The organism is Microbacterium sp. S1037 (assembly GCF_048381605.1).
GTDB lineage: Bacteria > Actinomycetota > Actinomycetes > Actinomycetales > Microbacteriaceae > Microbacterium > Microbacterium testaceum_B.
Window position 1 is genome coordinate 1475932 of sequence record NZ_JBLWIG010000001.1, and the last position, 25377, is coordinate 1501308.

Consider the following 25377-nt stretch of genomic DNA (forward strand, 5'->3'; position numbering starts at 1 on the left):
CCGGGCCTAGAGCGCGCGCAGCTTCTCGAGAAGAGGGGCGGCGATCTCGTCGACGAACCGCTGCTGCTGTTCGTCTCCGACCTGCACGATCGCGATATCGGTGAACCCCGCATCGATGAACGGGCGCACGCTCTCCGCGAGCTCGTCGAGGTCGGGACCGCACGCGATCGAGTCGGCGACATCCTCGGGACGCACGAACTGCGAGGCCCCCGCGAAGCCGGCGGGTGTCGGGAGGTCGGCGTTGACAGCCCACCCTCCGGCGAACCAGCGGAACTGGTCGTGAGCGCGGGCGACAGCGGCATCCCGGTCAGGATCCCAGCTGATCGGGATCTGCCCGATCTTGCGGGACTCGCCCTCGTGGTGCTGGTCCCACCCCTTGACGATGTCCCCGTCGGGCTCGGTCGTGATGAGGTGATCGCCCAGCGGCGCGAAGCGCTCGATCGAGTGCTCGCCCGAGACCGCGACCCCGATCGGGACTCCGCCCTCGGGGGCGTCCCACACGCGGGCCGAATCGACGCGGAAGTACTCGCCGTCGTAGGTCACGAGGTCGCCGGTGTGGAGGGCGCGGATGATCTCGATCGCTTCGACGAGCATGTCCTGGCGGGCGTGCACCGCGGGCCAGCCTTCGCCCACGACGTGCTCGTTGAGGTTCTCGCCGGAGCCCAACCCGAGAGTGAACCGCCCCTCCGAGAGCAGCTGCAGCGTCGCCGCCTTCTGTGCCACGACCGCGGGGTGGTATCGCACCGTTGGGCACGTCACGTATGTCATCAGTTCGACGTCCGAGGTGGCATGCGCGACCGCCCCGAGCACCGTCCAGGCGTAGGGCGCGTGACCCTGGCTGGTGAGCCAGGGGGAGTAGTGGTCGCTGGAGACCAGGAAGTCGTAGCCCGCGCGCTCGGCGCCGACGGCGTAATCGACGAGGGCCCGGGGGCCGCTCTGCTCGGTCATGAGGGTGTACCCGAATCGCGTCATGCGGGCCACGGTAGGCCGCACGCGTATCGCGCTCGCCGGGGTTGCGCGTCGGCGTCGGATACGGCAACGGGCCCGCGGCGTAAGCCGCGGGCCCGTTGCCGTAGCGTCAATCCTCCGGCGCGTGGATCACCTTCTCGTCGTCGAATGTCGTTCGATCCGCCTTCTGGGCGTCGTTGCGCGTCTTGCGCAGGCTCAGCCAGGTTGCCACCGCCACCGTCGCGGCGATGAACAGCAGCGAGAACCAGATCGGAATCTCCGGCACCCACAGCAGCGGCTCACCGCCGTTGATGAAGGGCACCTCGTTGACGTGGAGGGCGTGGAAGACGAGCTTGACGCCGATGAACGCGAGGATGACGGCCAGGCCCTGTGCCAGGTAGACCAGACGCTCCAGCAGACCGCCGATCAGGAAGTAGAGCTGACGCAGGCCCATCAAGGCGAAGGCGTTGGCGGTGAAGACGATGTACGCCTCCTTCGTCAGACCGTAGATCGCCGGAATCGAGTCGACGGCGAAGACGAGGTCGATGAAGCCGATGGCGATGATCACCAGCAGCATGGGCGTGACGAACCGCTTGCCGTCCTTGCGCACCGTCATCTTGTCGCCGTTGTACTCCTCGCTGACGGGGAGGATGCGCCGCACGAACTGCATGAACTTGCCGTTGGCGGGGTCGCTGTCGCCGTGGGAGAACGCCTGCTTGTAAGCGAGGAAGAGCAGGAGGGCGCCGAAGAGGTAGAAGATCCACGAGAAGTTCTCGATGAGAGCCGCGCCGACGGCGATGAATCCTCCGCGCATGATGAGCGCGATGACGATGCCGATCATCAGCACCTTCTGCTGGTACTTCTTGGGCACCGCGAACCCGGTCATGATGATCAGGAACACGAAGAGGTTGTCGATCGACAGCGCCTTCTCGGTCAGATACCCGGCAAAGTACTCGCCGCCGTACGTCCAGCCCGAGAACACGCCGATGCCGACGCCGAAGAGCAGGGCGAGGCCGATGTAGAACGCGGACCACCGGGCGGATTCGCCGATCGTCGGCTCGTGCGGCTTACGGACGTGAACGAAGAACTCGAACACGAAGAACGCGATCGTCACGGCGATCGTGATGATCCAGATGAGCGGGGTGACGCCCATGGAGGCCTCCAAGGGAAATAGGTGTACGACAAGACACCAAGGTCTCCTCCACCCGGCGAGATGGGCCGACGTCCCGGGTCCACGATGGTGTGGCCGTATTGACGAGAACGTCGCGGTGGGAGTACTCCCCTTGCTGAGCACGATTCTAGCGGACGCACATGACCGCGCGGGGGCTGGACCCCGATCCGTGCGCTGTGCTAGTCGGTGGAGAGGGTCGCCGCGCGGGTGCCGCGCAGGTCGACATGCAGCGCGGCGGAGCCGGCCGTCGGGTCGAGACCGAGGGCGGTCAACGCGTCGAAGCGCGCGTCACCCGCGGGTGCAGTGACGCGGAGGCCGGTGAGCTCCAGCCGGGGAAGGTCCCCCAGGCCCGGATGAGGGCTGTCCTGCCAGTCGATGAGGAAAGGGAGTCCGTCCCACGCGTTGCCGGCGCGTCGGGTCAAGCGCCACGACAGCTGAACGCCGTCCGGGCGCACGCGCCCGAGCGGCTCCACGTCGCCCGGATCGGCGCCGAGGCTGCGCAGGCGTTCGACGGTGGCATCCAGGTCGTCTGGACGAAGGGCGAAGCCTGCGAGGCGCGGGGCGCTGAGGCTGCTGATCCCGAACGTGGGAATCTCGGATGCCGTGCGGACACCGTCGGGGTCGGGTCCGATGATCTCGAGGTAGCGGCGACCGGGCTGGCCGTCGACGGTGAGCGCGATGAGCGCGTTCGCGGTGCCGGTCGTCGTGTGGCGGCCGCCGGGGGCGCCGCGAACTCCGGTGAGGCGTTCGATCTCGTTGATGGCGTCAGCGAGTGAGGGGCCCGCGAAGACGAGATGGTCGAGGTCGGTCGACATGAGGTGCTCCGATCGGTCGCTTCTTCGACTCTGCCGCTCTCCCACCGCTCGCGCATCCGCGGCGTCATGCGGCGTCACCGTCCTCGCGTCAGAGCGGTGGGTGAGACCCGCCCGTGACGACGTCGACGAGGGCGCGCATGTCGTCGGCGTCGAAGTCTTCGCGGCTGAGCGCTCGGAGGATCACCGCGCCGAGCAGGGCCTCTGCGGCCGCCTCGAGGCGTGCTCCGCTCGTTCCGCCCATCGCCTGCGACAGGCGCTCCATGAGGGGCGCGGCGAGGATGGCCTCGCGCAGGCGTCGCCCGATCTCGGCGTTCTCCGCGGCCGCGGCGACGAACGATCGGAGGAGCCCCTCGCCGTCGGGACTCGCGCGGAGGGCGAACAGGTCGGCCAGCCACGCCGCGAGATCGCCGCGGGCGTCGCCCGTGGCGGGGAGATGGCGCCGACCGTCCAGCAGGTGGCCCTCGAGGATCGCCTCGGCGATGACGTCGCCCTTGCTCGACCACCAGCGGTAGATCGTCTGTTTGCCGACCCCCGCCCGCCGAGCGATCCCTTCGATCGCGAGGTGTTCGTATCCGCCCTCGGCGAAGAGTTCCGCCGCCGCCTCGAGGATCGCCAGACGGGCGGCCTCGCTTCGGACGGGGCCACTGCGCGGAAGAGCCATGACACACATTCTGGACGAGACTCGACAGAAAAGACGAGACGGTCCGTGTTATCTTGGCGTCGACTGGTCGGAGCCGACGGTGCTCTCTCGTGCACCGCACGAGAGGAACCCCTTCATGGCTGAACTCCTGCATCGTCTCGGGACCTTCGCGGCCCGCCGCGCATGGACGATGATCGCCGCGTGGGCCGTCATCCTCGGTCTGGTGGTCGGCGGCTTCCTCATCGGTTTCAGGGGCCTCAGCTCGAGCTTCGACATTCCCGGGACGGCATCCGGAGACGTCGTCGCCCACCTCCAGGACGAGCTGCCGGACTTCAGCGGCGCCTCCGGCACGGTCGTGTTCCGCACCGACGACGGGGCGGCTCTCACCGACGCGCAGAAGGGCGAGATCAGCGCGCTCGTGTCGTCGGCGGGTGACCTTCCCGACGTCGCGCGGGTGACCGATCCCTTCTCGACGCAGCAGCAGCTCGACGATCAGCGGCAGCAGGTCGTCGACGGTCGCCAGCAGCTCGCCGACGCTCGCGCGCAGGCGGAATCGGGACAGCAGCAGCTCGACGCGGGGAAGGCGCAGCTCGACGCCGGACAGGAGCAGCTCGACGCCGGGCGCGCAGAGGTCGAGGCTGCGCCCCTGCCTGCCGTGCAGAAGCAGGCCCAGCTCGACGCTCTGAACGAGCAGCAGGCACAGCTGGACCAGCAGCGCGCTGCCCTCGAACAGCAGCAGACGCAGGTGACCGACGGGCTCACGCAGATCGCGGCGCAGGAGACGCAGCTCGCCGATGGTGCCGAACTTCTGTCTTTCGCGGATGCCATCCGCCTCGTTTCCGACGACGGTTCGACCGCGATCGTCAATGTGTCGTTCGACAAGCCCCGGCTCGAGCTCCCGGAAGCATCGAAGGAAGCGGTCGTCGAGCACTTCTCGACGAGTGTCTCCGGGGTCGACGTCGCCTTCAACACCGAGATCTCGCAGGGCATCCCCGAGATCTTCGGTGTCGGCGAGGTCATCGGCATCGCGGTCGCCGGTGTCGTCCTGCTCGTCGTCCTCGGTTCCCTCCTCGCCGCCTCGTTCCCGATCGTGACGGCGATCGTGGGGGTCGCGATCGGAGCCATGGCCACCCTGTCGTTCTCGGGTGTCGTGCAGATGGCATCCGTCACGCCCTTCCTCGGCGTGATGCTGGGGCTCGCCGTCGGCATCGACTACGCGCTCTTCATCCTCTACCGCCACCGTCGTCAGCTCCTCCAGGGTGCTGACGTCATCGAGTCGATCGGACTGGCCAACGGTACGGCGGGCAATGCCGTCGTGTTCGCCGGATCGACGGTCATCGTCGCCCTCCTGGCTCTCAACATCACCGGCATCCCCTTCCTCGGACTGATGGGTACCGCCGGTGCCGTCAGCGTGCTCGTGGCCGTCCTCATCGCCGTCTCGCTGACCCCGGCTCTGCTCGGGTTGGCGGGAACGCGCATCCTCAGCAGGAGGGCGCGCGCGAAAGCAGCCCTCGCGGGGGAGAACGATCAGCCCCGTCGAATGGCGTCCCTCGATGCCGAGGAACACCCCCGACGCGCCGCCCGCGTCGATACCGCGCCCGTGGCGACAGTCGGGCGCGAGGTGCGGCCGATGTCGACCGTGCGCGCCGTGGTGACCATGGTGGTCGCGACCGCCGCGCTCCTCGTCATCGCCCTTCCCGCGCTGTCGATGCGTCTCGGCCTCCCCGACGGCGGGTCCGAGGCGGAGGACTCCTCCGGCTACAAGGCGTTCACCTGGACCGAGCAGGCCTTCGGCGCGGGATCGAACGCGCCCCTTCTCGTCACGGCCGCCCTCCCGGACGGCACCGCCGAAGCCGACGTGCAAAGCCTGCAGCTCCAGGTCGCCCGGGAGCTGTTCGCGCAGGACGTCGCCGCGGTCGCGCCGGTCGCCGTCTCGGACGATCGCACGCTCGCGGCGTTCCAGGTCATCCCGACGGAGGGGCCGAACGCGGTCTCGACCGAGCAGCTCGTCCGCGACCTGCGCGCGCTGCCGCCGGTGAACGGCGACATCGAGCTCGGCGTCGCGGGCGCCGCCGCCATCAACATCGACATCTCCGAAGGCCTGGCCGACGTCCTGCCGGTCTACTTGATCGTCGTCGTGGGCCTGTCGTTCCTCATCATGGTCATGGTGTTCCGCTCGTTGCTCGTGCCTCTCATCGCCACCGGCGGCTTCGTGCTCTCGCTGTTCGCGACCTTCGGCGCCGTCACCGCGGTGTTCCAGTGGGGATGGCTGGGCGACCTCTTCGGGCTGCACAATCCCGGCCCGATCCTGAGCTTCCTGCCCGTGATCCTCGTCGGCATCCTGTTCGGTCTCGCGATGGACTACCAGCTGTTCCTCACGACCGGCATGCGCGAGGCATGGGCACACGGAGCCAAGCCGCGCCTCGCGGTGGCGCAGGGTTTCCGCGCGGGCCGCACGGTCGTGACCGCGGCGGCGATCATCATGATCGCCGTGTTCTCGGGGTTCATCACCTCCGAGGCGGTCATCATCAAATCGTTCGGTCTCGGCCTCGCGCTCGGGGTCCTGCTCGACGCCTTCCTGGTGCGCATGCTGCTCGTCCCGGCGATCATGCACGTGCTCGGTGGAGCCGCGTGGTGGTTGCCGCGGTGGCTCGACCGTGTGATCCCCAACGTCGACGTGGAGGGGTCCGCGCTTGAGCGTCGTCACCCCGCCCATCACGGCTGAGCAGTCCGTCGTCATCGGCGCAAGCCCCCGACGACCGGGGACGACGGGCGTCAGGATGCCGGTGACCACCGATTCCGAGGAGGACGACGATGACCGATCGCGAAGAGACGCAGGACGCCCCCGTCATGGACGGCGCTACGGACGCGGCGCCCGAGGAGAAGAAGGCCGGCGCACAGGAGCAGCGTTCCGCGGATGCCGCCGTGGAGGACGACGATCTCCCGAGTGAGGACCTGCAGGACGACCTGCGGAGCATTCGCGCTTACGGCGAAGACCGCTGACGACCCGCGTGAAGAGCGGCGGCCCTCGTCCGGAGCCAGGTGGGGGAGAGGCTCGACGGACGAGGGTCGTCGCACGCGCCGGTGAAGGGGCGTCATCCGCGCCGGCGATGCCGGGGCTGGGTGAGAAGAACGCTACGCCGATCCGGAGCGTTTGGGACCGGATTCAGCGAACTCGAAGGCGGCGCCGCAGCACCTCACGGAATCGCCACGTGCGGCGGCGGAGCGCATGCCGACGAGCCGCCCGTCGCAGGGTACGCGCCCACCTGTCGAGGATCGCCCTCTCGTCGTAGAGGCGCGCGCGGGCGATCGCTTCTCGACGCATCCGGGTCAGCGTCGCGTCGTCGAGGTCCGCCGCATGTCGCACGGCGTCGGCAAGTGCGGCCACGTCCCCAGCCGGCACGAGCCAGCCGGTGCGTCCGTCGTCGATCAGCTCGCGGGGGCCGTAGGGCACGTCGTACGCGATGGGCAGACAGCCGGATGCCATCGCCTCGGCCACCACCATCGAGAACGCCTCCGACCTGCTCGTCATCAGCAGCACCGAGGCAGTGGCCAGGGCGGAGACGGCCGCGGGCTGAAAGCCTCGGAAGCGGATGGCGGAGTCGGCGGCGGCGCGCGCCTCCAGGGGCGCGCGGCTCGGACCGTCACCGTAGACGTCGAGCGTGAGACCCGGGTGGTCGCGCCGCGCCACACCCACCGCGTCGACCGCGTCTTCGACCCGCTTGATGGGTGCCAGGCGCGACACGACCACGGCTCCGCGGCGCGGAGAGGCGACGTCGACGTCCGGCGGGATCGTGACGGGATGCGCCACCGCGGACAGGAGGGGGAGGGGTCCCGCATGCCGCCGCGCATCCCGCGCCTGTCGCTCGGTGCAGAACACCACCGCGTCGAACGCACCGAGCCGGCCGAACACCTCGGCGCGGGACGCGCGGATGGCCGTCCCGTCGTCCGTCAGGTGAGAGCCGTGCACGATGTGCAGCACGACGACGTGCGGGCGCCGGTAGTCCGCGGCGAAGCGCGCCATCGCCTTGCTGTCGACGAGGAGGAAAGAGCGCTCGCCGGCGGTCAGGTGGTCCAACCATGAACGGTAGACCTCGCGAACCCCGTTCCACGCGGCCCGCGGCGTGCCGTCCGGGTCGCAGGCGATCACGACGCGTCGCCTCCGGCCCGAAGCGCGGGAGACGTCTCGCCGGTCGCTCACGGCCAGCGTGCCGTCGGCGCGCAGGTGGTCGATCTGCTGCACGGTTCCGTTCGCGTCGACTCGGATGCGACGCCGGGTGAGTCCGCCCGTCGGCTCCTCGACGGCCGACTCCGGCAGGGGATCGAAACCGTCCGCCGCACGAACGCGGCGGCCGGGGAGATCGTTCTCGCGCAACCAGTCCCAAAGATTCGTAACACGAACGCGTTCGGACAGCGCACCGCGACGGGTCAGCTCTGCCGCGGCCTCGGCGGCATCCTCGCGATCATCGCAGGTGAGGACGTGGACGGGGACATCGCCTCGTCGGTCGAACAGGCGCGACCGCTGCAGGAGGGCGGCCGTCAGCCCTCCGAAGTCGCGGGGGATCCCCCATGTGAGCACGAACTGCCGTCCGGTGGGGAGTGCGGTCATGCGTCGTCGGCCTGGATGTCGGGGCTCTCCATGCCCGCGACTCTACGTGCTGACCTCGCGGCTCCGCGCGCCGCCGAGGCTCGTCCGCGGCCGATTCGCAACCCGCCGTCCGGAGCAGCGCCGGTGACGCAGGATGGGCGCATGTCGATGCTGCGCAACGGTCTGTGGTGGGTGCGGGACTACGTCTACGCCATCTCCGCGCAGGCGCGCGCCGTGCGGAGGAGGGGTCTCCCGGAAACGCTCACCGAGGGCGAGGGCGTGCCGATCCTCCTCCTCCCGGGCATCTACGAGACATGGAGGTTCCTGGAGCCCCTCGCTCGCGCCCTCCACGACCGCGGCCACCCTGTCCACGTCGTCACCGAACTCGGCGGCAATCGTCGACCTGTCGCAGAGGCGGCCGAGCGCGTCGCCCGTCTCCTGATCGCCCGCGATCTCCGGGACGTGGTCATCGTCGCCCACAGCAAAGGCGGTCTCATCGGCAAGCACGTCATGGCGTTCGACCCCGCGGGAGAGCGCATCCGCGCGATGGTGGCCGTGGCGACCCCCTTCGGCGGCTCGCGCTACAGCCGACTGATGCCGACGCCGTCGCTGCGCGCCTTCCGATCCGGCGACGCGACCATGCGCGCGCTCGCCGCATCGGCGGACGCGAACACCCGCATCACCTCGATCTACGGCACTTTCGATCCGCACATCCCCGAGGGGAGCGAGCTGGCCGGGGCGAAGAACGTGCGTCTTTCCACGGGAGGTCACTTCCGCGTTCTCGCGGACCCCCGAGTGGTCGCCGAGGTCATCCGCGTCGCCGAGTGAGCTCACCGGCCCCCGACACTGCCTCCACTCATCCCGCCCCCGGAGAAGCCGCCCCCGAAAGATCCGCCCGAGAAGCTCCCGGAGCTGCCGCTCGAGGCGGCGGGAGCGCTCGCCGACTGCAGGGAGCTGAACGTCGAAGCGAAGGCCGCGGTCGAGAAGCCGTGCGACCCGCCGTACCAGCGCAGATCGTCGCCGGTCTCGCGCACGTGCGTGTCCAGCGCCTCCGCCCACTCCTTCTCCACGCCCCAGACCACGGCCCACGGCAGGAGACGCTCGTAGAGGTGCAGCACCTGGGTCGGATCGCCCGCGTCGACCGGTCGACGTTCCGCGCCCTCCGGGCTCTGCAGGACGCGCAGGCGGTCGGCTTCGGCGAGGGCCAGATAGTCGCGCAATCCCCGGAGGTGATCACGGGCAGGTGCTCCGGCATCCGTCACCCGATCCCGGTAGCGGAGGAACACAAAGGTCAGGATGCCGGCCACCACCGTCGCCGGGACGGCGGCGACCTGCCACCAGGCCGGAGAGGTGCCCGCGGCGGCGACGATGAGAGTCGCGATCGCGACGATGAAGGCCCCGATCGAGAGGCCCACGGCGAGCGCCGAGCGGCCGTGCCGTGGTGGTTCCGTCCACCCTCGCCGCCGCAGCTCGGCGGCTGCGGCCTTCGGGAGCGTCTGAAGGGCGATCGCGACGTCCTGGCTCTGAGGGCCGAGTGTCACGCGCGCTCCCGGCTGCGCGTCGGCGCCGAAGACCGCGTTCAGGATGCCACGCCGAAGCGGAGTGGGATCCTCCGCGTCGACGAGTTCGAGGATCAGCTTCTTCGAGTCGACGGGGTCGTCGATGACGCGGAGATGGCCGGCGATCGCGGTGTCGAGGATCGCGGCGGGCACCCCGGCCCGTCCCCGCTGGACGAGTTCGGCGCCCTCGAGGACGTCGACATCGTCCGGAGGGCCGTACTCGGGGACGATCACCCCTCGTCCAGCCGCATCCCGTCCCCGCCGTCGCGCCACGAGAGCCGCAGCGACGCCCGCGGCACCCAGACCGACGGCGCCGAGCGAGACGCCGCCGAGGAGCGGAGCGTTGTCGACCGAGAACTGCTCGAGCGGAGTGCGGTACACCTCGCCGGGGACGAACGTGCCCCGGACGAACCCGACGGCGATGGTCATGTTCTCGCCGGGTCCGAGAGCGGTCGCGCGAGCGGACCAGGTCAGGGGTGCGCCGGCCCCTCCCGAGGCGGCGATGTCGCAGCGCGTCGTGGAGCCCCGCGGGCCCTCGTAGCAGGACGCGGCGCCGTCGAGGGCGGCATCCGCCAGTTCGGCGTCCACCGTCAGCCGTGCGGTGACCTCGCCGAACGGCTGGGCGGCGTCCGTGCCGTTGATCCCGCGGTAGAACTCGTCGGCGTCGGTGTCGGCGAACGCGCGGATGGTGTCTCGCTGCGTGTACGAGATGACGTAGGTCTGCACGCCCCTCACGTAGGTGTCGTCCCCGGTGAGGACTCGCACCTCCCGTCGGCTCTGCTCGACCTCGTACGGGACCGCCGATCCGCTGCCGTCGGTCACGGAGACGACCTCGGTGTGCAGAGGGACCCCGTCGTAGTCGTCGGGGATGACGCGGATGATCCCCTTGTTCTGGTCCTCGTCGGGGAAGCGCGCGAGGATCGTCTCCGTCACCTCCAGCGCCGCGTGTCCGTCCGGACTACGGCTGAGAACCATGTCGGCGTCGAACGAGTCGAAGGTGAAGTCGTCGACATCGGCGCGAGCGAGCGGCGCACCCGCGAACGTCAGGGCGAGGAGCGCGAGGACGAACAGTGCCGAGAGCACGGCGTGGCGGAGTCGAGGGCTCGGAGCGGCATCCATTCTTCGACGGTAGCGAGGCCGAGCCGGCGGGAACTCCACCGCGAGGAGGATTCAGGGCAGCAGCACGCTCTCGCCCGGATCGTCGGGTGACAGATCCCCGCCCGCCACGGCCAGGACCTCGACGTTCTCAAGCGTGGCCGCGCCCGAGAGGGTCGTGAGGAAAGCGGTGTCGGCGGCGTCGCGGCCAGTGGCGATTCGGACGTACTCGGGACGGGGCGCGAGGCGTGTGGCATCCACGACCTCCCATCGGCCGTCGACGAAGGCCTCGACGACGGCGTGGAAGTCCATCGGGCTCAGGCCGGGAGCGTAGACCGACACGAGTCGCGCAGGAACGCCGACCGCTCGCAGCAGTCCCGCCGTGAGGTGCGCGTAGTCCCGGCAGACGCCCTGCCGGAGAAGCAGCGTGTGAATCGCCGTATCGGTCGGGCCGCTCGAGCCGGGGACGTACGACAGGTGCGCGGCGACCCAGTCGGGGATGTTCCGCACGCTCTCGGCAGGGGTGGCGCCGCCGAACCACGACAGGGCGGTGGCGGCGAGCTCGTCCGACGGGATGAATCGGCTCGGCCGAAGATATCTGAGCGGGTCGACGACATCGGATGCCACGGGCTCGGTCGGCCGCTCGACCTCGGCGCGATAACGCACGACGACCTCTCCCTCGGGGAGCGTCGCTCGATGGAGGCGGGTTCCGTGCTCGTCCGCGATCTCTTCCGCGGCGAGGGGACGGCCGTCCACGGTCAACGTGAGTTCTTCGCTCCGCGCCCAGCCTCGCGCGACCGCGAGCGAGAAGACCGCGTCCGTGGCGTGGTCGACGCGCAGGTCGAGGTGGGACTCGACGTGAGTCGTCATGCCGCCACGTCCGGGGTTCCCGACGTGTGAGCGATCGGAGCCGTTCCGACGCCGTCGACGGCGCCACGCATGCGCTCGAGGAACTGGATGACCGCCGCAGCCTCGGTCTCGCTCATGCCGTGGGTCGCGAGCATCATCTGCGCGTGCATGTTCCCCAGCACGTGACGCATGTCGTTCTCGGTGTGCGCTGTCACGGCGATGAGGACTTTCCGTCGGTCGCTCGGGTGCGGCTGTCGTTCGAGATGACCGGATTTCTCGAGGCGATCCAGGAGAGCGGTCATCGACGCCGTCGAGATTCCGAGATAGCGAGCGAGATCGATCGGCGTGACGTCGTGGTGCTGACGGCCGCGCCGGGTGAGGAACCGGAGCACGAGCATCTCGTTCTCGCCCATCGACATCGACGCCTGGGTTCGCCTCCGCATGGACATCTCTGCGGCGCGATATGCGCGCAGGGCCTCCATCACACGCGCTCCGCGCTCGTCATCGGTGCTGTCGCTGTACCAGTAGGAAGGGGGACTCGCATCGATGCCGGTCATGGACGTCCTCCGAAAATTTGCCTGATATCTCGCTTGCCTATTCGCTAGTCTACCTAGTAAGTTCCTAACCAAGCAACGAGGAGAGGAAACATCATGGCGAAGCTGTTCTACGGAACCACCCCCGAGCCGATCCTGGTCGACGACCGGATGCTCGCCCACGTCAAGGTGGTCGCCGCGACCAAGCTCCGCCGCGGCGAGAGCTTCACCCTCTCCTGGACGCACCGCGCCGACGAGCCCGGCGGGCGATCCACCATCTGGCTCCAGCCCGCGATTCCGCTGCGTTTCGTCTTCGACTCCGAGCAACCGGAGTCACTCGACCAGGAGTTGCTCAAGCGCCTCGCGAACGACGCGAACTCCTCTCGTGGCCTCAGCCTCGACGTCACGGTCGACGCCAAGCCGGCCGCCACTCCCGCGAAAGCTCCGGCTCGTTCGTCGGCTCAGCGGTCCTTGGTTCGCGCCGCCTGAGGCCCTCCGGCCCTACGCGGGCGGCGGTGGGGCTCCGTCGAGCGGGCGGTCATCCTTCGGCTCTCGCGTTTCTGCGCCCTCCGCGCGCACGCGGATTACACCGAACGCGAAAAGCGCGGACCCGCCCACGATGAACACCAGCTTCACCGAGGCGTGCGCGTCAGCGGGAAGGAACAGCGTCGGCGTCGCGAAGACAAGCGCGGCGAGCGCGCTGAGGGCAGCGCCCAGCGGGCGCGATCGACGACTGTCCATCCCGATCCCTTCGATTGCCCCCAGCCTAGAGCGGGCGTGATCGCATCCGCGTAGCGGGACCATCCGATCGGCGGATCATGCGGTGCTCGCCTCAGCTGCGCTCGTTCTCCCCATCGGCAGTCGTCTCTTCCCTGCCCGACGGAACGGCCGCATCGTCTGCGGCCTCGCCGATGGACTCTTCACCTCCGAAGTCGGCCCCCGCGGACCCGCCGCGCGGCGCGGCGCGGAGTAGTTCGTTCATCTCGGACATGAAGCTACCGAGCTGCTGCTGCTGCCACCGAAGGTCGCGGGTGCGGTCTTCGGCGTCCCGGAGGACCGATGCCGCGTGCTCGGTGATCTTGTCGGCGATGCGTTGGGCGCGTTCGCGGGAGGTGTCGAGAATCTCTCGGGCCTTCACCTGGGCATCGGCCTCGACCTGCTGCGCCTGAGCGCGGGCGAGGCGTTCGTAATCGTCCGCACGGGCGGAAATCCGACGGGCGTGCTCGAGAGCGGCGGCCACCTGCTCGCTCGCATCGCCGGTGATGCGCTCCGCGTGCGCGACGGCCTGGTTGTGCAGGACGAGGAACTCCTGTTGCGCCTCATCTTGGCGGCGGGTCAGTGACTCCTCGAACTCGAGGACCCGCGCGGTCATCTCGCGCACATCGCGTTCCGCTTTCGCCCGGAGCTCCCCGGTCTCTCGAGACACCATCGAGCGCAGAGCGGCCGCTCCCTTCTCCGCTTCGGTGCGGATCGCGACGGCCTCGCGCTCGGCCTGGGCGACCTTCTCGGCGGCGTGTGCGCCCTCACGCTCGAGACGGGCGGTGTGGGCGGTCGATTCGGTCTCGATACGCAGACGCACCTGATCAGCGTCGTGTTGCGCCTCGGCCCGGAGACGGTCCTGTTCGGCGAGTGCCTCATCGCGAATCGAGGCGGCTTCGTCGTGGGCGCTCGCCAAGAGCCGCTCGGCCTGAGCGACGGCGTTCTGGACGAGGACACCGGCTTGCTCCTCTGCGACACGGAGGATCGCGTCGAAGTGCTCACGGCCCCGTTGCGGATCGTCATCGTCTCGGGACGCGAACTCGTCCGACAGCGCATGCACCTGAGACTCGGCGTCGGCGGCCCGCGCGGAAGCCGCGCGAAGCTGCTCCTGCAGGCTGGCAACCTCTTCCGAGTACCTCCGGGCAGATTCCTCGAGTTCGGCATCGTGCTCGGCACGCTGCTGAGCGAACATCGTTTCGGCGCGGCGCTTGGCGTCCTGCGTGTCCTCCGCGGCTCGGCGGACTCGTTCGGCCAGCTGCCGGATCGCCTCGTCAACGGCCTCGCGGTCGTATCCCCGGAAGCCGACGGGGAAGACCGGGTTGCCCTCGACCTCGCCGCTGGTGGACAGCAGCTCGTCGAGGAGGGCATCGGTCCCGGCGACCTCCGTGTCGTCACGTCGGTCGTCTCGGTGGTCGTTCGCGATCTCGCGGTCGTCGGTCACGGGCTGTCCTCTCGCGGTGTGGCGTCCCGTCGCGGACGTCGCTTCGATTCAACCCCACGCGGGCGATCGCCCAGGAGAGCTCGGAGCAGGTTCCAAGGGGATGCGCGGCCTCGGCGACCGGGTGCCGTGGTGCGGAGACCGCGCATCCGAGGAGAGCGACCGAATGAGAAAGGGTGCTTGGGGGAGAACCATTCCTGATCGCTCCCGAAGAGAATCGCACGTCGAGGTGCTCGTCCGTCGCGGGAAGAGGCATTCCTCACCCGGTGAATCGCCCGTTGGAAGAGTGCAGAGCCTCACCGTCATCGCCGCGTCCTCGGAGCGAAAGACGGGCAGAGCCGCAACCGCGATGCGGCCCCCCGGCACGCAGGCGTTCCGCAGGCTCTGCCCGCCCGACCAGCATCCGGCCTCCGCACGCATCCCTCGGTGGGGCAGAGCGGAAATCACCCGCGATCCGCGGATGAGTCATCCGCGCATCGGTGGTGCGGCTGAGTGCACGGTAATGTTGCGGGGCCACTGACCACGCGCGGAGAGCCGAATGACCCGAACGACGGAGCTGTCCGCGGCGACCGCCGGCGGCGGCCGACTCCGGCGCCCCGCCCTCGTCGCCACGGCGGGTGCGATCGCTGCCTTCGCGAGCGCCGGTCTGATCTGGCTGTGTCGTTCGTGGGATCCGAGTGTCCACTACGTCAGCCAGCTGGGGGCGACCGGGATGTCGACCGCCCCCGTCTTCAACCTGGCGCTTCTGTTGCTGGCGGTCGCCACGGTGCTCGTCGACCGCGCGGTGGTGGGCAGTGCGCGGCCGTACCGGGCGGGGTGGCCCGTCGCCGCGACCCTGGTCGCGTGCGGCCTCTGCTTCGCGCTCGCTTCCGTCGTGACGTGTTCGCCGGGCTGCCCCGTGCCCTTCACCCCCGGCGCGTTGCCGCAGGACCTCGTGCACATCACCTCCGCGGTCACGGGGTTCGTGCTCGCGATCATCGCGATGGCGCAGGTGGCCGCGCTGCGGCGTCGGCCGTGGATGAGAGCCGCGAGCGTGGCCACGCTCGTCGCGGTGGGAGCCACGTCGTTCACCGGCGCCATGATCTCCCTCTTCCGCGGCGACACGGTCCTCGGCGGCAACCTCGAGTTCACCGCCGCCACGCTCGCGATCGCGTGGTTCGGGGTCTTCGGCCTGCAGGTGGCGTCCGACGAGCGCATCTCGGCGTCCTGACCTCAGACCTGGGCCGCGAGGGATCTCACCGGACTCAGCCGGGTCGCGAGGCGCGCAGGCACGATCGAGGCGCTGATCGTGAGAGCCGCCGTCGCTGCCACGATGACGACGATGGTGGATGCCGGGATCGACGGCGCGACGAACACGGGGCCATCGGCGAAACCGGCGGCGTGCGGCATCCATCCGAAAAGGGACTGCGCGCCCGCCCAGCCGTAGACCGTTCCCAAGACGAGGCCGATCACGACCGAGGTGACGACGACGTGCGCGGCTTCCCAGACCACCATCGTTCGGACCTGCCGGACGGACAGCCCGAGAGCGCGAAGGAGGCCGAGCTCACGCTGGCGCTGAAGGATGCCGAGGATCAGCAGGTTCACGACTCCCACCGCGGCGATGACCGCGGACACCCCGACCAGCCCCATCATCACTCCGGTGAAGACGTCGACGGAGAGGGAGAGCTCGGCGGGGATCTCCTCGCCGAGGACGACGTGGAAGAAACGCGTCGAGGTGGCTGACGCGACGGCGAACATGGTCACCAGGGTCACACCCATGACGACGCCGACTGCCATGCGCGCGGACCTCTCCGAATGCCGCAGGGCGTTGCCCGCTGCCATCCGAGCGACCACGCTCCTCCCGAACAGCGCTCCCACCCCACGCAGCGCAGGCGGGAGGAAGAGAGTGGCGCCCAGGATGATCCCGGTGAACGAGAGCGCCCCTCCGACGAAGCTGAACAGGATGCCCGAAGACGACACTCCCCCCACGGCGATACCGACCGCCAGCAGCCCCGTCCCGACGATGGCCAGCGCGGCCGCCGTGACATGACGGCCGCGTCGCGCGACGACCCGCTCACGCGGCGCTTCCACCGCGTTCGAGAGCGCCTGGATGGGGGTGACGACGCCGACCCGCCGCGAACCGACCCATGCGGCTGCCCAGGTGACGAGGATGACGGCGATCGAGGGAGCCGCGAGATCGGCACGGAGAACGGTCCACGGAACGTCCAGCCCCCAGGCATTCGAGGCGAGCCGCAGTCCGACGAGAGAGACGACGAGACCGCCGATCAACCCCGCCGCCGCACCGAGGCACCCCAGAACGAGACCTTGGCGAGCAAGGACCGTCCGCTCACGTCGAGCGGAGGAGCCGAGCAGTCGCAGAAGCGCGATGCGGCGCGTCCGCCCCGCCACCACAGTGGCGAAGGTGTTCGCGGTGACCACCGCGCCGACGTAGATCGACAGGCCCACCAGCACGGTCGTCGCGATGGTGAGCACGCTCTGCACCCCCTCGACCCCTTCCAGTCCGGGCTGTGTCCGGATGAGGGTGGCGACGTACTCCGTGACCGAGAGGAGGACGACACCGAATGCCGTCGAGATCGCGCCGACCAGCACGGTGGCGCCCATGCCGGGCTCGCGCAACCAGGCCGCAGCGCTCCGGCGGGCGGGGGGAGTGGCGACGAGGGCGGTCATGCTGCAGCCCCTTCCGCGCGGAGCATGAACGACGAGATCTCCTCGGCGGTCTGGCCGGGCTTGTCGGCGACGACGCGACCGTCGGCCACGAAGACGACTCGGTCTGCGCGGCTCGCGGCTACGGCGTCGTGCGTGACCATGGCGATCGACTGACCGAACTCCCGCGCCGCTGTCCGAAGCAGCTGCAGCACTTCGCGCCCGGACCTGCTGTCGAGGTTGCCGGTCGGCTCGTCTGCGAAGACGAGATCGGGGGCCGTGGCGAGAGCGCGGGCGATGGCCACGCGCTGCTGCTGCCCGCCGCTCAACTGGTGCGGGCGATGGTTCATCCGCGCCGACAGTCCGAGCGAGTCGACGAGACTCGCGATCCGTGCCTCCTCGGTCGCCGAGGGGCGCCGAGCGTCGAGGTCGAAGGGCAGCCGGATGTTCTCGGCCGCGGTCAGTGTGGGAACGAGATTGAAGGCCTGGAACACGAAGCCGACGCGCCGTCGCCGCAGGACCGTCAGCTCAGCGTCGGACAAGCCCGTGATCTCCTGCTCGCCGAGCCACGCCCGACCGCTCGAGGGCGCATCGAGGCCCGCCATCACGTGCATGAGGGTGGACTTGCCCGAACCGGACGGTCCCATGACGGCGACGAACTCGCCGCGGCGAACGGTGAGCGAGACTCCGTCGAGCGCATGAACGACGTTCGCGCCGTCTCCGAAGGTTTTCGTGAGGTTCTCGACGCGGGCGGCGAAGCCGGCGTCGCTCGGGGAAATGTTCATGCCTCCCACGCTAGAAATCCCCGTGTCGGAGCGCGTCGGCTCGACGGAGGACTTCGTGGTCGGAACGTCATCCTCGAGAGTGACGGGGCGCGACGGCGGGACGCGAGCCGCTACCGGCGGACCGTTAGCGTTGACGTGTGAATCGACGACTGGCTTGGCGCATCCTCGGATGGGTCGCCCCCGCCGCTGCACTCCTCGTCGTGCTCGCCGTGCTCCGCGGCGCGGGTGTGCCGCTCACCTTTCCCGGTGTCGTCCTCACGCTCCTGCTTCTCGTGCTCGTTCGCGTCGTCGTCGTACGCGCCCGTCGTCGCGCTGATCGCCGTCGCACTGATCGCCGCTGACGCACGGGCGTCGGCGGCGATCAGCGAACGCCGTCACCCCTCGTTCTCGCTCTCGATGAGTCCCCAGGCATGGGCGGCCCGGATGGCGCTGGCCCGGTCGGAGACTCCCAGCTTGCGGTAAAGGCTCTGCAGCTGCGTCTTCACGGTGTTCGGCGACACGACGAGGATGCGCGCAATGTCGACGATGGTCGCCTCGGGCGTCAACTGAGCCAGGACTACCTGCTCTCTCTTGGTGAGATGAGGGACGCTGACGGAGGATGCAAAGAATGAATCGCGAGTCAGGACCTTCTCGCGAGCGCCGCTGGACAGAGCGCTGAGAACCATCGCGCGGTCTTCCGGAGCGACCGCACTCCACGGTGTCCAGAGGTCGTTCCTGATGCTGATCGCCTCCGCGCGTTGCACCGTGCTCCGTTGCGCGGCAGACCCGTTCAACCGGATGTCGGCCACGATGCTGACCACCAGGCTCTCGAGCGAAGCCCGCGGCGAGGACTCCTGATGGATGCCCCACTTCACGCTCATGACATACGCCTCGTGGGCGCGACCCGCGTACAGCTGCGACAGGGCGATGGCCGGAGCCGTCGCCGAAGACAGGCCGAACGGACCCTCGAACAGCGCGAGCGCTTTCCGCGCCTGGCGGAGAGCGATGAGCACCTTCGCGCGAGCCGTGAGCATCTGCGTGGATTGGAAGTGCGAGGGCGGGGTGCTGCGGGCACGGACGCCCCATGACCGCAGCATCCCGAGCGCGTCGGGCGCCGCCCCGGAGAGCAGCAACGCGAGGGCTTGAGTGGCGGCGGCGTAGGGCCACAGCTCGCGCGCCGATGCGGTGGCCGGAACGGACTCGAGAATGGTCCGAGCGCCGAGTGCGTCGCCGCGTTCCAGCGACAACCAGGCGGAGGCCAAGCGAAGGGTCTCCCCCCACGGCGTGTCGAACCATCCGTCCGCTCGAGCGGTCTCGATGCGGGACTCCGCCGCACGCACATCGCCTTCCAGCAGCGCGATGACCGCGAGGACCCCACGCGCGCGCGCCCTCTGGGCAGGCGGTGCCGTTCGCTCGACCTGACCGATCGCCAAGGAAGCATCGCGAAGCTTGCCCATCGCGAAGTGCGTCATGCCGACCTGGTACCAGCCCTCCGTCACGATGTCCGCTCCGAGGTCCTGGCGACGACGAAGCGCGTCGACGAGCAGGGCGGCCGATTCGGTGGCGAGCGCGAAGCGGCCCGCGGCCCGCAGCAGGCTCACCCTGAGAAGGAGTGCCTCGATCCGCCCGTGCGCCGCAGCCTTGGCTTCGGGGAGCTTGCTGAGGGCGCTGATCACGGCGACCGGCGTCTCGGATGACGTCACAGTCTCGGGGTCGAGCGTCAGAAGGGTGTCGACGACGATCGGGTCGGAGCCGCCATGCGAGCGCAGGGCAGAGATCAGTGTCCGGAAGCTCTCGGCATCGCGAGCCCACACCTCGGGCCCGGATGAGCGCAGCACGGAGGCGAGGGTCGACCATTGGCCGGCGTCGGCGGCCAGCTGGGCCGCCCGCAGGGGCTCACCCGTCGCGACGAGATGCTCCAGCAGTCGCACGCGCGCTTGTTCGACCTCGGCGGGGCGCCGGGCCTCGATCTCGCGCAGCCACTGCGCTCTCACGGGCTCCGCGAGGACGAGGCGGGTCGAACTCGGCCAGACGAAGCCCGCGTCCTGCAACTCCGACAGCAGCTGCTGGGTCGTCGCGGTGGTGGAGTCGATCCCGATCGCCTCCGCGAGCTCGACGTTGATGAACGGTGCGACGGCGAGCAGGCGCAGGTCGTCGGTGATCGGCGTCGTCAGATGCTGTTCCATGTCACCGGTCAGCGATCGACTCGCATACTCCGCGACGGCTTCCGCCTCGTCCCGGCTACGGAGCGAAAGCCCCTCCAGGCGGAGCCGCGAGCTCACGAGCTGAGCGAGGGCCGGCCACCCGTGTGTGCGTGTCATGACGACGTCGAGAGCCGCATCCGAGATCTCGACGCCGTTGAGCTCGAAGACAAGCCCGAGCTCGGTGCGCGACATCAAGAGATCAGCGGGCGGGAGCACGTGGACATCGAACTCGAGGGTGACCAGGGGGCTCTCGAGACGGGTGACGTGCCGGGTGGCGGCGACGACGCGGAGATCACCGTCGGCGCGGAGGAGATCGAGGATCTGTTCAGACGTCACCCCGTCCTTGTCTGTGAGGTTGTCGACCAGGAGGACGTGCTGCGCAGGCCCCTCCTGGAACGCCACCGAGACCCTTTCGAACCTGTCGGGTGTGATCTGTGCGGCGTCGATCAGCTGGACTCCGATTTCTGGGTCGTCGACGAGAGCGGTGGCGAACTGCCGGAGCAGCGATGTCTTTCCGACCCTGGCGGGGCCGCGAAGAAGCACCACATCGCTGGTCACGGCGTCCTTCAACGTCGTCACCGTGTCGCAACGAGGAGTCCAGAATCGGCTCGCGCGGCGGGAGGCGCGCGTGAGAGAGGGTGAGGTGTCCAGGTCGATCAGCATCGGGTATCTCCAACTCAGTGACCGTCGCCCTCTTCCCTCCGGCCTTGAGGGAGTGGCGGTCCGGTGTTTCGCGTGATGGCGCGCACTGCTGATCATTGGGGGTGATCCGTTCGACTCCCCTCACGCGAGGGGGTCTTTCATCCCCCGCGTCATCCCTTCGTCACCCTCTCCGCATCACACTCTCCGCCCCGTCGGGCGTGGCGCGGCGGTGTTTCGCGGTCCCTCGCCCGGGGCGCTTCCGGTGAGGGGCGTCGAGGGGTGGACCTCGCGTCTGCCTATGCTGCGTCCGGCTCGGCGGACCGTCGCCGGGCGTGCGAAAGGCGGGATCGAGTGGATATGCAGCGGGTGGTTCGCGTTCTGCGGGCCTACTGGAAGGCGATCGTCGCCCTGACCGTCGCCGGCGGCCTAGTCGGTCTGGGCTGGAGCGCGCTGCAGCCCCGTGTGTATACGGCGGATGCCAGCGGCTACGTGGCCGCGGTGACCTCCGACAATTCCACCGGGGCGGCTCTCGCCGGCGACCAGTTGGCGCTGTCGAAGGTCAAGTCGTTCATCGACATGGGGTACTGGCGCAGTGTCGCAGAGTCCGCCCGGGAGGATCTGGGCCTGACGGACAGTCCGGAATCGCTGGTGCAGCGCATCCAGGTGTCCAACCCGGTCGACACGGTCAACGTGAAGGTCCAGGCCAGCGGGCCGACACCGGAGTCTGCGCGGGACCTGGCGGAGGCGTGGATCCGCGGCATGACCAAGGAGGTGAGTGGCCTGCAATCCCCTGGCTCGGGTGAGGGGGCGGTCCAGTTGATCGCGGGGGATTCCGCCCGTCTCCCGACGTCGCCGTCGTCTCCGAACGTTCGACTCGCCGTGGCTCTCGGAGCCATCGGCGGAGCGGTTCTGGGCATCGTCTTCGCGCTCGTGCGGCGCGCGTTCGACCGGCGCCTGCGCTCGGTCCGCGATATCACGGAGGCGGTCGACGCCTCCGTGATCGGCGTGCTGCCGGTCGAGAAGGAACTGGCATCCGGACGCGCCGTGTTCTCGTTCGACGACATCCGGGACGGGCGGGGCTCCTTCGCACACAAGGAGGCGATGCGCGAGCTCCGCACCAACCTCCAGTACGTCGACGTCGACCACCCCGCGCGGGTCATCGTGATCACGAGCCCGCTCCCGGGCGATGGGAAGTCGACCACCGCGGCGAATCTCGCGGTGAGCATCGCGGCGACCGGCCAGTCCGTGATCCTCATCGACGCGGACATGCGCCGCCCCGTGCTGGGCGGGATCTTCGGCTTCTCGGATGACGTCGGCCTCTCGGATGTGCTGGCCGGACGCGCACGCATCGAGCAGGTGGCTCATCAGGTCGATGAGCATGGTCGCCTCTTCGTCGTCGCGGCCGGTCGTACGCCTCCCAACCCCACGGAGATGGTCGGCTCTCAGCGCATGCAGCAGCTCACCCGGAGGCTCGCGGACGACATGATCGTCGTCATCGACTCTCCTCCCACCCTCGCCGTCGCGGATGCCGCGGTGATCGCGAGCTGGGCGGACGGTGCCGTTCTCGTCGTCACCGCCGGACGCACCACGGACGACATGCTCGTTCGCGCTTCGGAGAACATCGAGAAGACGCGGGGTCGACTGCTCGGCGTCGTCTTGAACCGCATGCCACTCCGAGGCGCGGATTCGAGCTATTACGGAGCGCAATACGGGGGGTACTACGGCTATGGCGTGCCCGCGGATCCGCAACGCGCGTGGTGGCGGCGGGGAGGGTTCAGCGGCTCGCGGCGAGCGCGCGATGGCGACATCGAGATCGAGGGCGATCCCGGCCCGCGGCGCCGCTCGGACCTCCCGCCCGACAACGTCAGCGGTCTGCGGACTCTGTCGCAGAAGAGGACCGCTCCCGCGCAGTCAGGTGAACTGGCGGGTGAACAGGGCGCGGCTGTCGCCGCGGCGTCCGGAGCCACACCGGAGGGCGCGGCTGACAATCGTCGCCGTCGTCGCTCGTGATCTCCTCACCGGCATGAAGGAGGGCGCCGATCCCGTATCGGATCGGCGCCCTCCTTCATGCCGTCGTCAGTGCGCCGTCGCCCCGGGAGCGACCACTGCCTTGAGAGTTCGCGCCAGGATGACGATGTCGCCCATCAGCGACCAGTTCTCGACGTAGAACAGATCGAGTCGGATGGCGTCGTCCCACGCGAGTGCCGACCGACCGCTGACTTGCCACAGTCCGCTCATTCCCGGTCGGACGATGAGGCGCCGGCGCGCATCGTCGTCGTAGAACGCGACTTCCGCATCACGCTGTGGGCGGGGCCCGACCAGGCTCATGTGGCCGCGAAGGACGTTGAACAGCTGCGGCAGTTCGTCGAGGGAGTACTTGCGCAGCCACCTTCCGATCGGTGTCACACGCGGGTCGTTCTCGACCTTGAACAGGGGCGTCCCATCTCTTCCCTGTTCGACCAGCAGCTCACGTAGGCGCGCGTCGGCACCGTCGACCATCGAGCGGAACTTGAGCATTCCGAAGTGCGCTCCGCCTTGGCCGACCCGCTGTTGATGGAAGAGGATGCGCCCGGGGCCGGACATCCGCACGAGGGCGGCGACGGTGAGCAGGACGGGCGAGAGGAGCAGGATCAGCGTCGCCGAGCCGACGATGTCGAACGCACGTTTCAGGACTCGTTGCGCGGCGGAGTACTGAGGTGTCTCGATGTGCACGAGAGGAAGACCGGCGACCGGTCGCGTGTGGATGCGCGGTCCCGCCACGTCGACCAGATTGAGGGCGACGATGAGGTGCTCGCGTCCCGGCTCCAGGCCCCATCCGATGCGCCGGATGTCTTGCGGTTCGAGATGTGCGCTGCCGGTGATCAGGACGCTGTCGGCGTCGAGGTCCTCGAGCCGCTCGCGGAGGAGGCGTGCTTGATGCCCGTCCCACCCGCTGCGGAGGGCGTCGTCGCTGAGGGCGTGTACGCCGACGACGACGAAGCCGACCTCTGGTCGACGTCGGAGTTCGGCGGCGACGCGGGAGTTCTCCTGTTGCCCGCCCACCAGGACCACGCGTGTTGTCATCGCGCCATGTCGCCGTCGGCGCACGAGCCATGATCGGCACGCCGTCCGCATGCCGAGCAGGACGGCGGTGCCGACCGGCAGGCTCAGGAGGAAATAGCCGCGCGACAGGTCGACGCCTCCCAAGTAGACCCCGATCGCGATGAGGCCGAACAGCTGTAGCGATGCCCCGATGATCAGTCGATGCTCGGCGATACCGTGTCCGATGACTCGACGATGCCTGCTCCCGCTCAGTGCGAGAGCCACGAGCCACGCTGCGGAGAGCAGAACGGAGACAGCCGTGTAGCTCACGGGCAGTGCGCTGACCTCGATCGGATGAGGTCCCAACCAGAGCAGCTGTGCCCCGAAGACCGCGGCCAGCACGACGACCGTGTCGACGAGGACGAGGAGCCGAGCGTAACGGCGCTCCCACGGCGTTCCCGTAGCACTCCGGGGGAGCGTGAGTGGAGCGGAAGAAGGTGAAGTCAAGGTTGAGGCGGCGAAGTTCATGAATGCTCCACTGACGGTGGCGAGGGCCGGGAAGGCGACCGCCGCGGGGTCGGGAGGAATGCGGCGGGCCTCGGAACTGTGCCATTCGCCGGGGGCGCTCTCGACCCGGCCGATCGAACTCGAGGCCGGGTGAAGTCGCTTGTGTCGAGGAACGAGCATGACCGGCCGTGCGAACCCTCACGGCCTGGCGGCACCGCGGAGGATGTCGACGCTGATCCCCTGAACAATCACCCGGCTCTGGGGATCCTTCACCAGCGCCTCGTCGGCAGACCTGCGGAGGTCGATGATGCGCCCCGGCATGTAAACATGTTCATGTTCGCGTAAACCGCAGATCAAGCTGGGGAGATGAACGATGCGCCGGACCCGTGGAACGACTTCGCCCAGGAGCTGGGAAAGCGACTTCTTCGCGCCCGCGCGACGCGCGGACTCTCCCAAGAGCACGTCGCCCACGCGGCAGGTCTTGCGACCTTCACCTATCGAAAGCTCGAGAAAGGCGAGTCCAACCCGGGGACGCCCGCCAACCCACGTCTGAAGACGCTCGTCGTGCTGGCGGAAGTGCTCGACCTGTCCCTGGACGAGTTGATTCCCGAGAGGCCAGGAGGGGTGGCGCCCGGGCGTTGACCTCGATGTCGGAGGGTCGTGGTTCACTCTCCGTGTGCCCACCGATGATCGGGTCGTCGCGCGGCGACGACTCAGCGAGAGAGGTGTCAGGCATGAACTCAATCCCCGCGAAGCACTCTCCGAAACCGGAGAGGTGTGCTTTCGTGTGGTGCACGACGGAGCACGGTCGGACCGTCCACCCGGACGATGAGACACATCGAAGTGCCGGTGCGGGCTTTCCGGCACGGGTTCGGGAGGGGGTCATCGCCGGCGGTGGCATGGCGACAGACGTCGAAGTGGGTCTGGTCCGTGGCCCCGACGACCGTGAAACCTGGGTCGCCCTCGAGTTCGGTGCTGGACGCATGGTCGCGATCGACACCGAGGCCGCGCGCGTTCTCGGCAGGCTTCTGTGTGAAGATCCTGATATCGCCGCGGCGTTTCGGAACGAGGCTGGGTGAGCGGGGCACGGGGCGGTTGCGTAACGCCTGGAAGCGCGCGGCGTCGCTCTTCCGCGACGCGCGCGCAGATCGTTCGACGTCGGGATGGCCGTGCACTGCTGCGTGCTGATTTCACCCGAGAA

General features: G+C 69.1%; 24 protein-coding genes. 9 read left to right on the forward strand and 15 right to left on the reverse strand.

All coding sequences use genetic code 11. The features are described 5' to 3' along the window. Positions 1-6: 6 nt before the first annotated feature. From ACMW4R_RS06575 to ACMW4R_RS06590, 4 genes are all read right to left on the reverse strand, one after another. A complete protein-coding gene (locus ACMW4R_RS06575; protein WP_058626217.1) occupies positions 7-972 on the reverse strand; it encodes an LLM class F420-dependent oxidoreductase in 966 nt (321 codons plus the stop codon). A 106-nt stretch (positions 973-1078) separates the two neighbouring features. Then, positions 1079-2101 carry a TerC family protein gene (locus ACMW4R_RS06580; protein WP_058595144.1) on the reverse strand — a complete coding sequence of 341 codons (1023 nt, stop codon included), beginning with the start codon at positions 2099-2101 and terminating at the stop codon, positions 1079-1081. A 197-nt stretch (positions 2102-2298) separates the two neighbouring features. Beyond that, positions 2299-2934, reverse strand: a complete 636-nt coding sequence (locus ACMW4R_RS06585; protein ID WP_418299470.1) for a VOC family protein — start codon at positions 2932-2934, stop codon at positions 2299-2301. Between the two features lie 88 nt (positions 2935-3022). Beyond that, the gene (locus ACMW4R_RS06590; protein WP_418299471.1) at positions 3023-3595 is read right to left on the reverse strand and encodes a TetR/AcrR family transcriptional regulator; all 573 of its coding nucleotides are present in this window, start codon (positions 3593-3595) and stop codon (positions 3023-3025) included. A gap of 115 nt (positions 3596-3710) precedes the next feature. On the opposite strand from ACMW4R_RS06590, the gene ACMW4R_RS06595 reads away from it, so the two are divergent. Both ACMW4R_RS06595 and ACMW4R_RS06600 read left to right on the forward strand, forming a co-directional pair. Beyond that, a complete protein-coding gene (locus tag ACMW4R_RS06595; protein WP_418299472.1) occupies positions 3711-6299 on the forward strand; it encodes an MMPL family transporter in 2589 nt (862 codons plus the stop codon). Between the two features lie 89 nt (positions 6300-6388). Continuing rightward, on the forward strand, positions 6389-6577 hold the full coding sequence (locus ACMW4R_RS06600) for a hypothetical protein (protein ID WP_058595148.1): 189 nt from the start codon (positions 6389-6391) through the stop codon (positions 6575-6577). Between the two features lie 163 nt (positions 6578-6740). Here the strand turns inward: ACMW4R_RS06600 and ACMW4R_RS06605 are convergent, their stop codons facing one another. Next, positions 6741-8183 carry a glycosyltransferase gene (locus tag ACMW4R_RS06605; protein ID WP_418299473.1) on the reverse strand — a complete coding sequence of 481 codons (1443 nt, stop codon included), beginning with the start codon at positions 8181-8183 and terminating at the stop codon, positions 6741-6743. Positions 8184-8324: 141 nt separating this feature from the next. On the opposite strand from ACMW4R_RS06605, the gene ACMW4R_RS06610 reads away from it, so the two are divergent. Beyond that, entirely contained in the window at positions 8325-8990 is a 666-nt protein-coding gene (locus tag ACMW4R_RS06610) for an esterase/lipase family protein (RefSeq protein ID WP_058613302.1), read from the forward strand. 2 nt (positions 8991-8992) lie between these two features. Here the strand turns inward: ACMW4R_RS06610 and ACMW4R_RS06615 are convergent, their stop codons facing one another. The 3 genes from ACMW4R_RS06615 to ACMW4R_RS06625 are packed head-to-tail and all read right to left on the reverse strand — an operon-like array spanning position 8993 to position 12222. Next, positions 8993-10840 carry a DUF2207 family protein gene (locus ACMW4R_RS06615; protein WP_418299474.1) on the reverse strand — a complete coding sequence of 616 codons (1848 nt, stop codon included), beginning with the start codon at positions 10838-10840 and terminating at the stop codon, positions 8993-8995. Between the two features lie 51 nt (positions 10841-10891). Then, positions 10892-11686: a transglutaminase-like domain-containing protein gene (locus tag ACMW4R_RS06620; RefSeq protein WP_418299475.1), complete on the reverse strand. Its 795-nt coding sequence runs from the start codon at positions 11684-11686 to the stop codon at positions 10892-10894. Further along, the gene (locus ACMW4R_RS06625) at positions 11683-12222 is read right to left on the reverse strand and encodes a MarR family winged helix-turn-helix transcriptional regulator (protein WP_418299476.1); all 540 of its coding nucleotides are present in this window, start codon (positions 12220-12222) and stop codon (positions 11683-11685) included. Before ACMW4R_RS06625 ends, ACMW4R_RS06620 begins: the two co-directional genes overlap by 4 nt. Before the next feature lie 93 nt (positions 12223-12315). On the opposite strand from ACMW4R_RS06625, the gene ACMW4R_RS06630 reads away from it, so the two are divergent. After that, a complete protein-coding gene (locus ACMW4R_RS06630) occupies positions 12316-12687 on the forward strand; it encodes a hypothetical protein (protein WP_418299477.1) in 372 nt (123 codons plus the stop codon). A 12-nt stretch (positions 12688-12699) separates the two neighbouring features. On the opposite strand, the gene ACMW4R_RS06635 is transcribed toward ACMW4R_RS06630, so the two are convergent. Both ACMW4R_RS06635 and ACMW4R_RS06640 read right to left on the reverse strand, forming a co-directional pair. Continuing rightward, positions 12700-12939, reverse strand: a complete 240-nt coding sequence (locus ACMW4R_RS06635) for a hypothetical protein (RefSeq protein WP_058595155.1) — start codon at positions 12937-12939, stop codon at positions 12700-12702. Between the two features lie 91 nt (positions 12940-13030). Beyond that, the gene (locus ACMW4R_RS06640; protein ID WP_418299478.1) at positions 13031-14398 is read right to left on the reverse strand and encodes a cell division initiation protein; all 1368 of its coding nucleotides are present in this window, start codon (positions 14396-14398) and stop codon (positions 13031-13033) included. 535 nt (positions 14399-14933) lie between these two features. On the opposite strand from ACMW4R_RS06640, the gene ACMW4R_RS06645 reads away from it, so the two are divergent. Next, complete coding sequence (locus ACMW4R_RS06645; RefSeq protein WP_058626206.1) at positions 14934-15605, forward strand: DUF998 domain-containing protein; 672 nt, start codon at positions 14934-14936, stop codon at positions 15603-15605. Between the two features lie 2 nt (positions 15606-15607). On the opposite strand, the gene ACMW4R_RS06650 is transcribed toward ACMW4R_RS06645, so the two are convergent. Together ACMW4R_RS06650 and ACMW4R_RS06655 are read right to left on the reverse strand one after the other, a co-directional pair. After that, a complete protein-coding gene (locus ACMW4R_RS06650; RefSeq protein ID WP_058626205.1) occupies positions 15608-17062 on the reverse strand; it encodes an ABC transporter permease in 1455 nt (484 codons plus the stop codon). Further along, entirely contained in the window at positions 17059-17823 is a 765-nt protein-coding gene (locus ACMW4R_RS06655) for an ABC transporter ATP-binding protein (RefSeq protein ID WP_058626204.1), read from the reverse strand. Before ACMW4R_RS06655 ends, ACMW4R_RS06650 begins: the two co-directional genes overlap by 4 nt. A gap of 137 nt (positions 17824-17960) precedes the next feature. Between ACMW4R_RS06655 and ACMW4R_RS06660 the strand changes: the two genes are divergently transcribed. Continuing rightward, on the forward strand, positions 17961-18164 hold the full coding sequence (locus tag ACMW4R_RS06660) for a hypothetical protein (protein ID WP_058630064.1): 204 nt from the start codon (positions 17961-17963) through the stop codon (positions 18162-18164). A gap of 33 nt (positions 18165-18197) precedes the next feature. Here ACMW4R_RS06660 and ACMW4R_RS06665 read toward each other — a convergent pair whose 3' ends face one another. Further along, positions 18198-20669 carry a LuxR family transcriptional regulator gene (locus ACMW4R_RS06665; RefSeq protein WP_058595161.1) on the reverse strand — a complete coding sequence of 824 codons (2472 nt, stop codon included), beginning with the start codon at positions 20667-20669 and terminating at the stop codon, positions 18198-18200. Between the two features lie 336 nt (positions 20670-21005). Here ACMW4R_RS06665 and ACMW4R_RS06670 point away from each other — a divergent pair, with 336 nt between their 5' ends. Then, positions 21006-22658, forward strand: a complete 1653-nt coding sequence (locus ACMW4R_RS06670) for a polysaccharide biosynthesis tyrosine autokinase (protein WP_058630065.1) — start codon at positions 21006-21008, stop codon at positions 22656-22658. A 66-nt stretch (positions 22659-22724) separates the two neighbouring features. Here ACMW4R_RS06670 and ACMW4R_RS06675 read toward each other — a convergent pair whose 3' ends face one another. Then, the gene (locus tag ACMW4R_RS06675; RefSeq protein WP_418299479.1) at positions 22725-24356 is read right to left on the reverse strand and encodes a sugar transferase; all 1632 of its coding nucleotides are present in this window, start codon (positions 24354-24356) and stop codon (positions 22725-22727) included. Positions 24357-24374: 18 nt separating this feature from the next. Beyond that, entirely contained in the window at positions 24375-24497 is a 123-nt protein-coding gene (locus ACMW4R_RS06680; RefSeq protein WP_418299480.1) for a hypothetical protein, read from the reverse strand. Positions 24498-24542: 45 nt separating this feature from the next. Here ACMW4R_RS06680 and ACMW4R_RS06685 point away from each other — a divergent pair, with 45 nt between their 5' ends. After that, positions 24543-24818, forward strand: coding sequence for a helix-turn-helix domain-containing protein (locus ACMW4R_RS06685; protein WP_058595163.1), 276 nt, complete (start codon positions 24543-24545; stop codon positions 24816-24818). A gap of 92 nt (positions 24819-24910) precedes the next feature. Beyond that, the gene (locus tag ACMW4R_RS06690) at positions 24911-25255 is read left to right on the forward strand and encodes a hypothetical protein (RefSeq protein WP_418299481.1); all 345 of its coding nucleotides are present in this window, start codon (positions 24911-24913) and stop codon (positions 25253-25255) included. Positions 25256-25377: the final 122 nt, after the last annotated feature.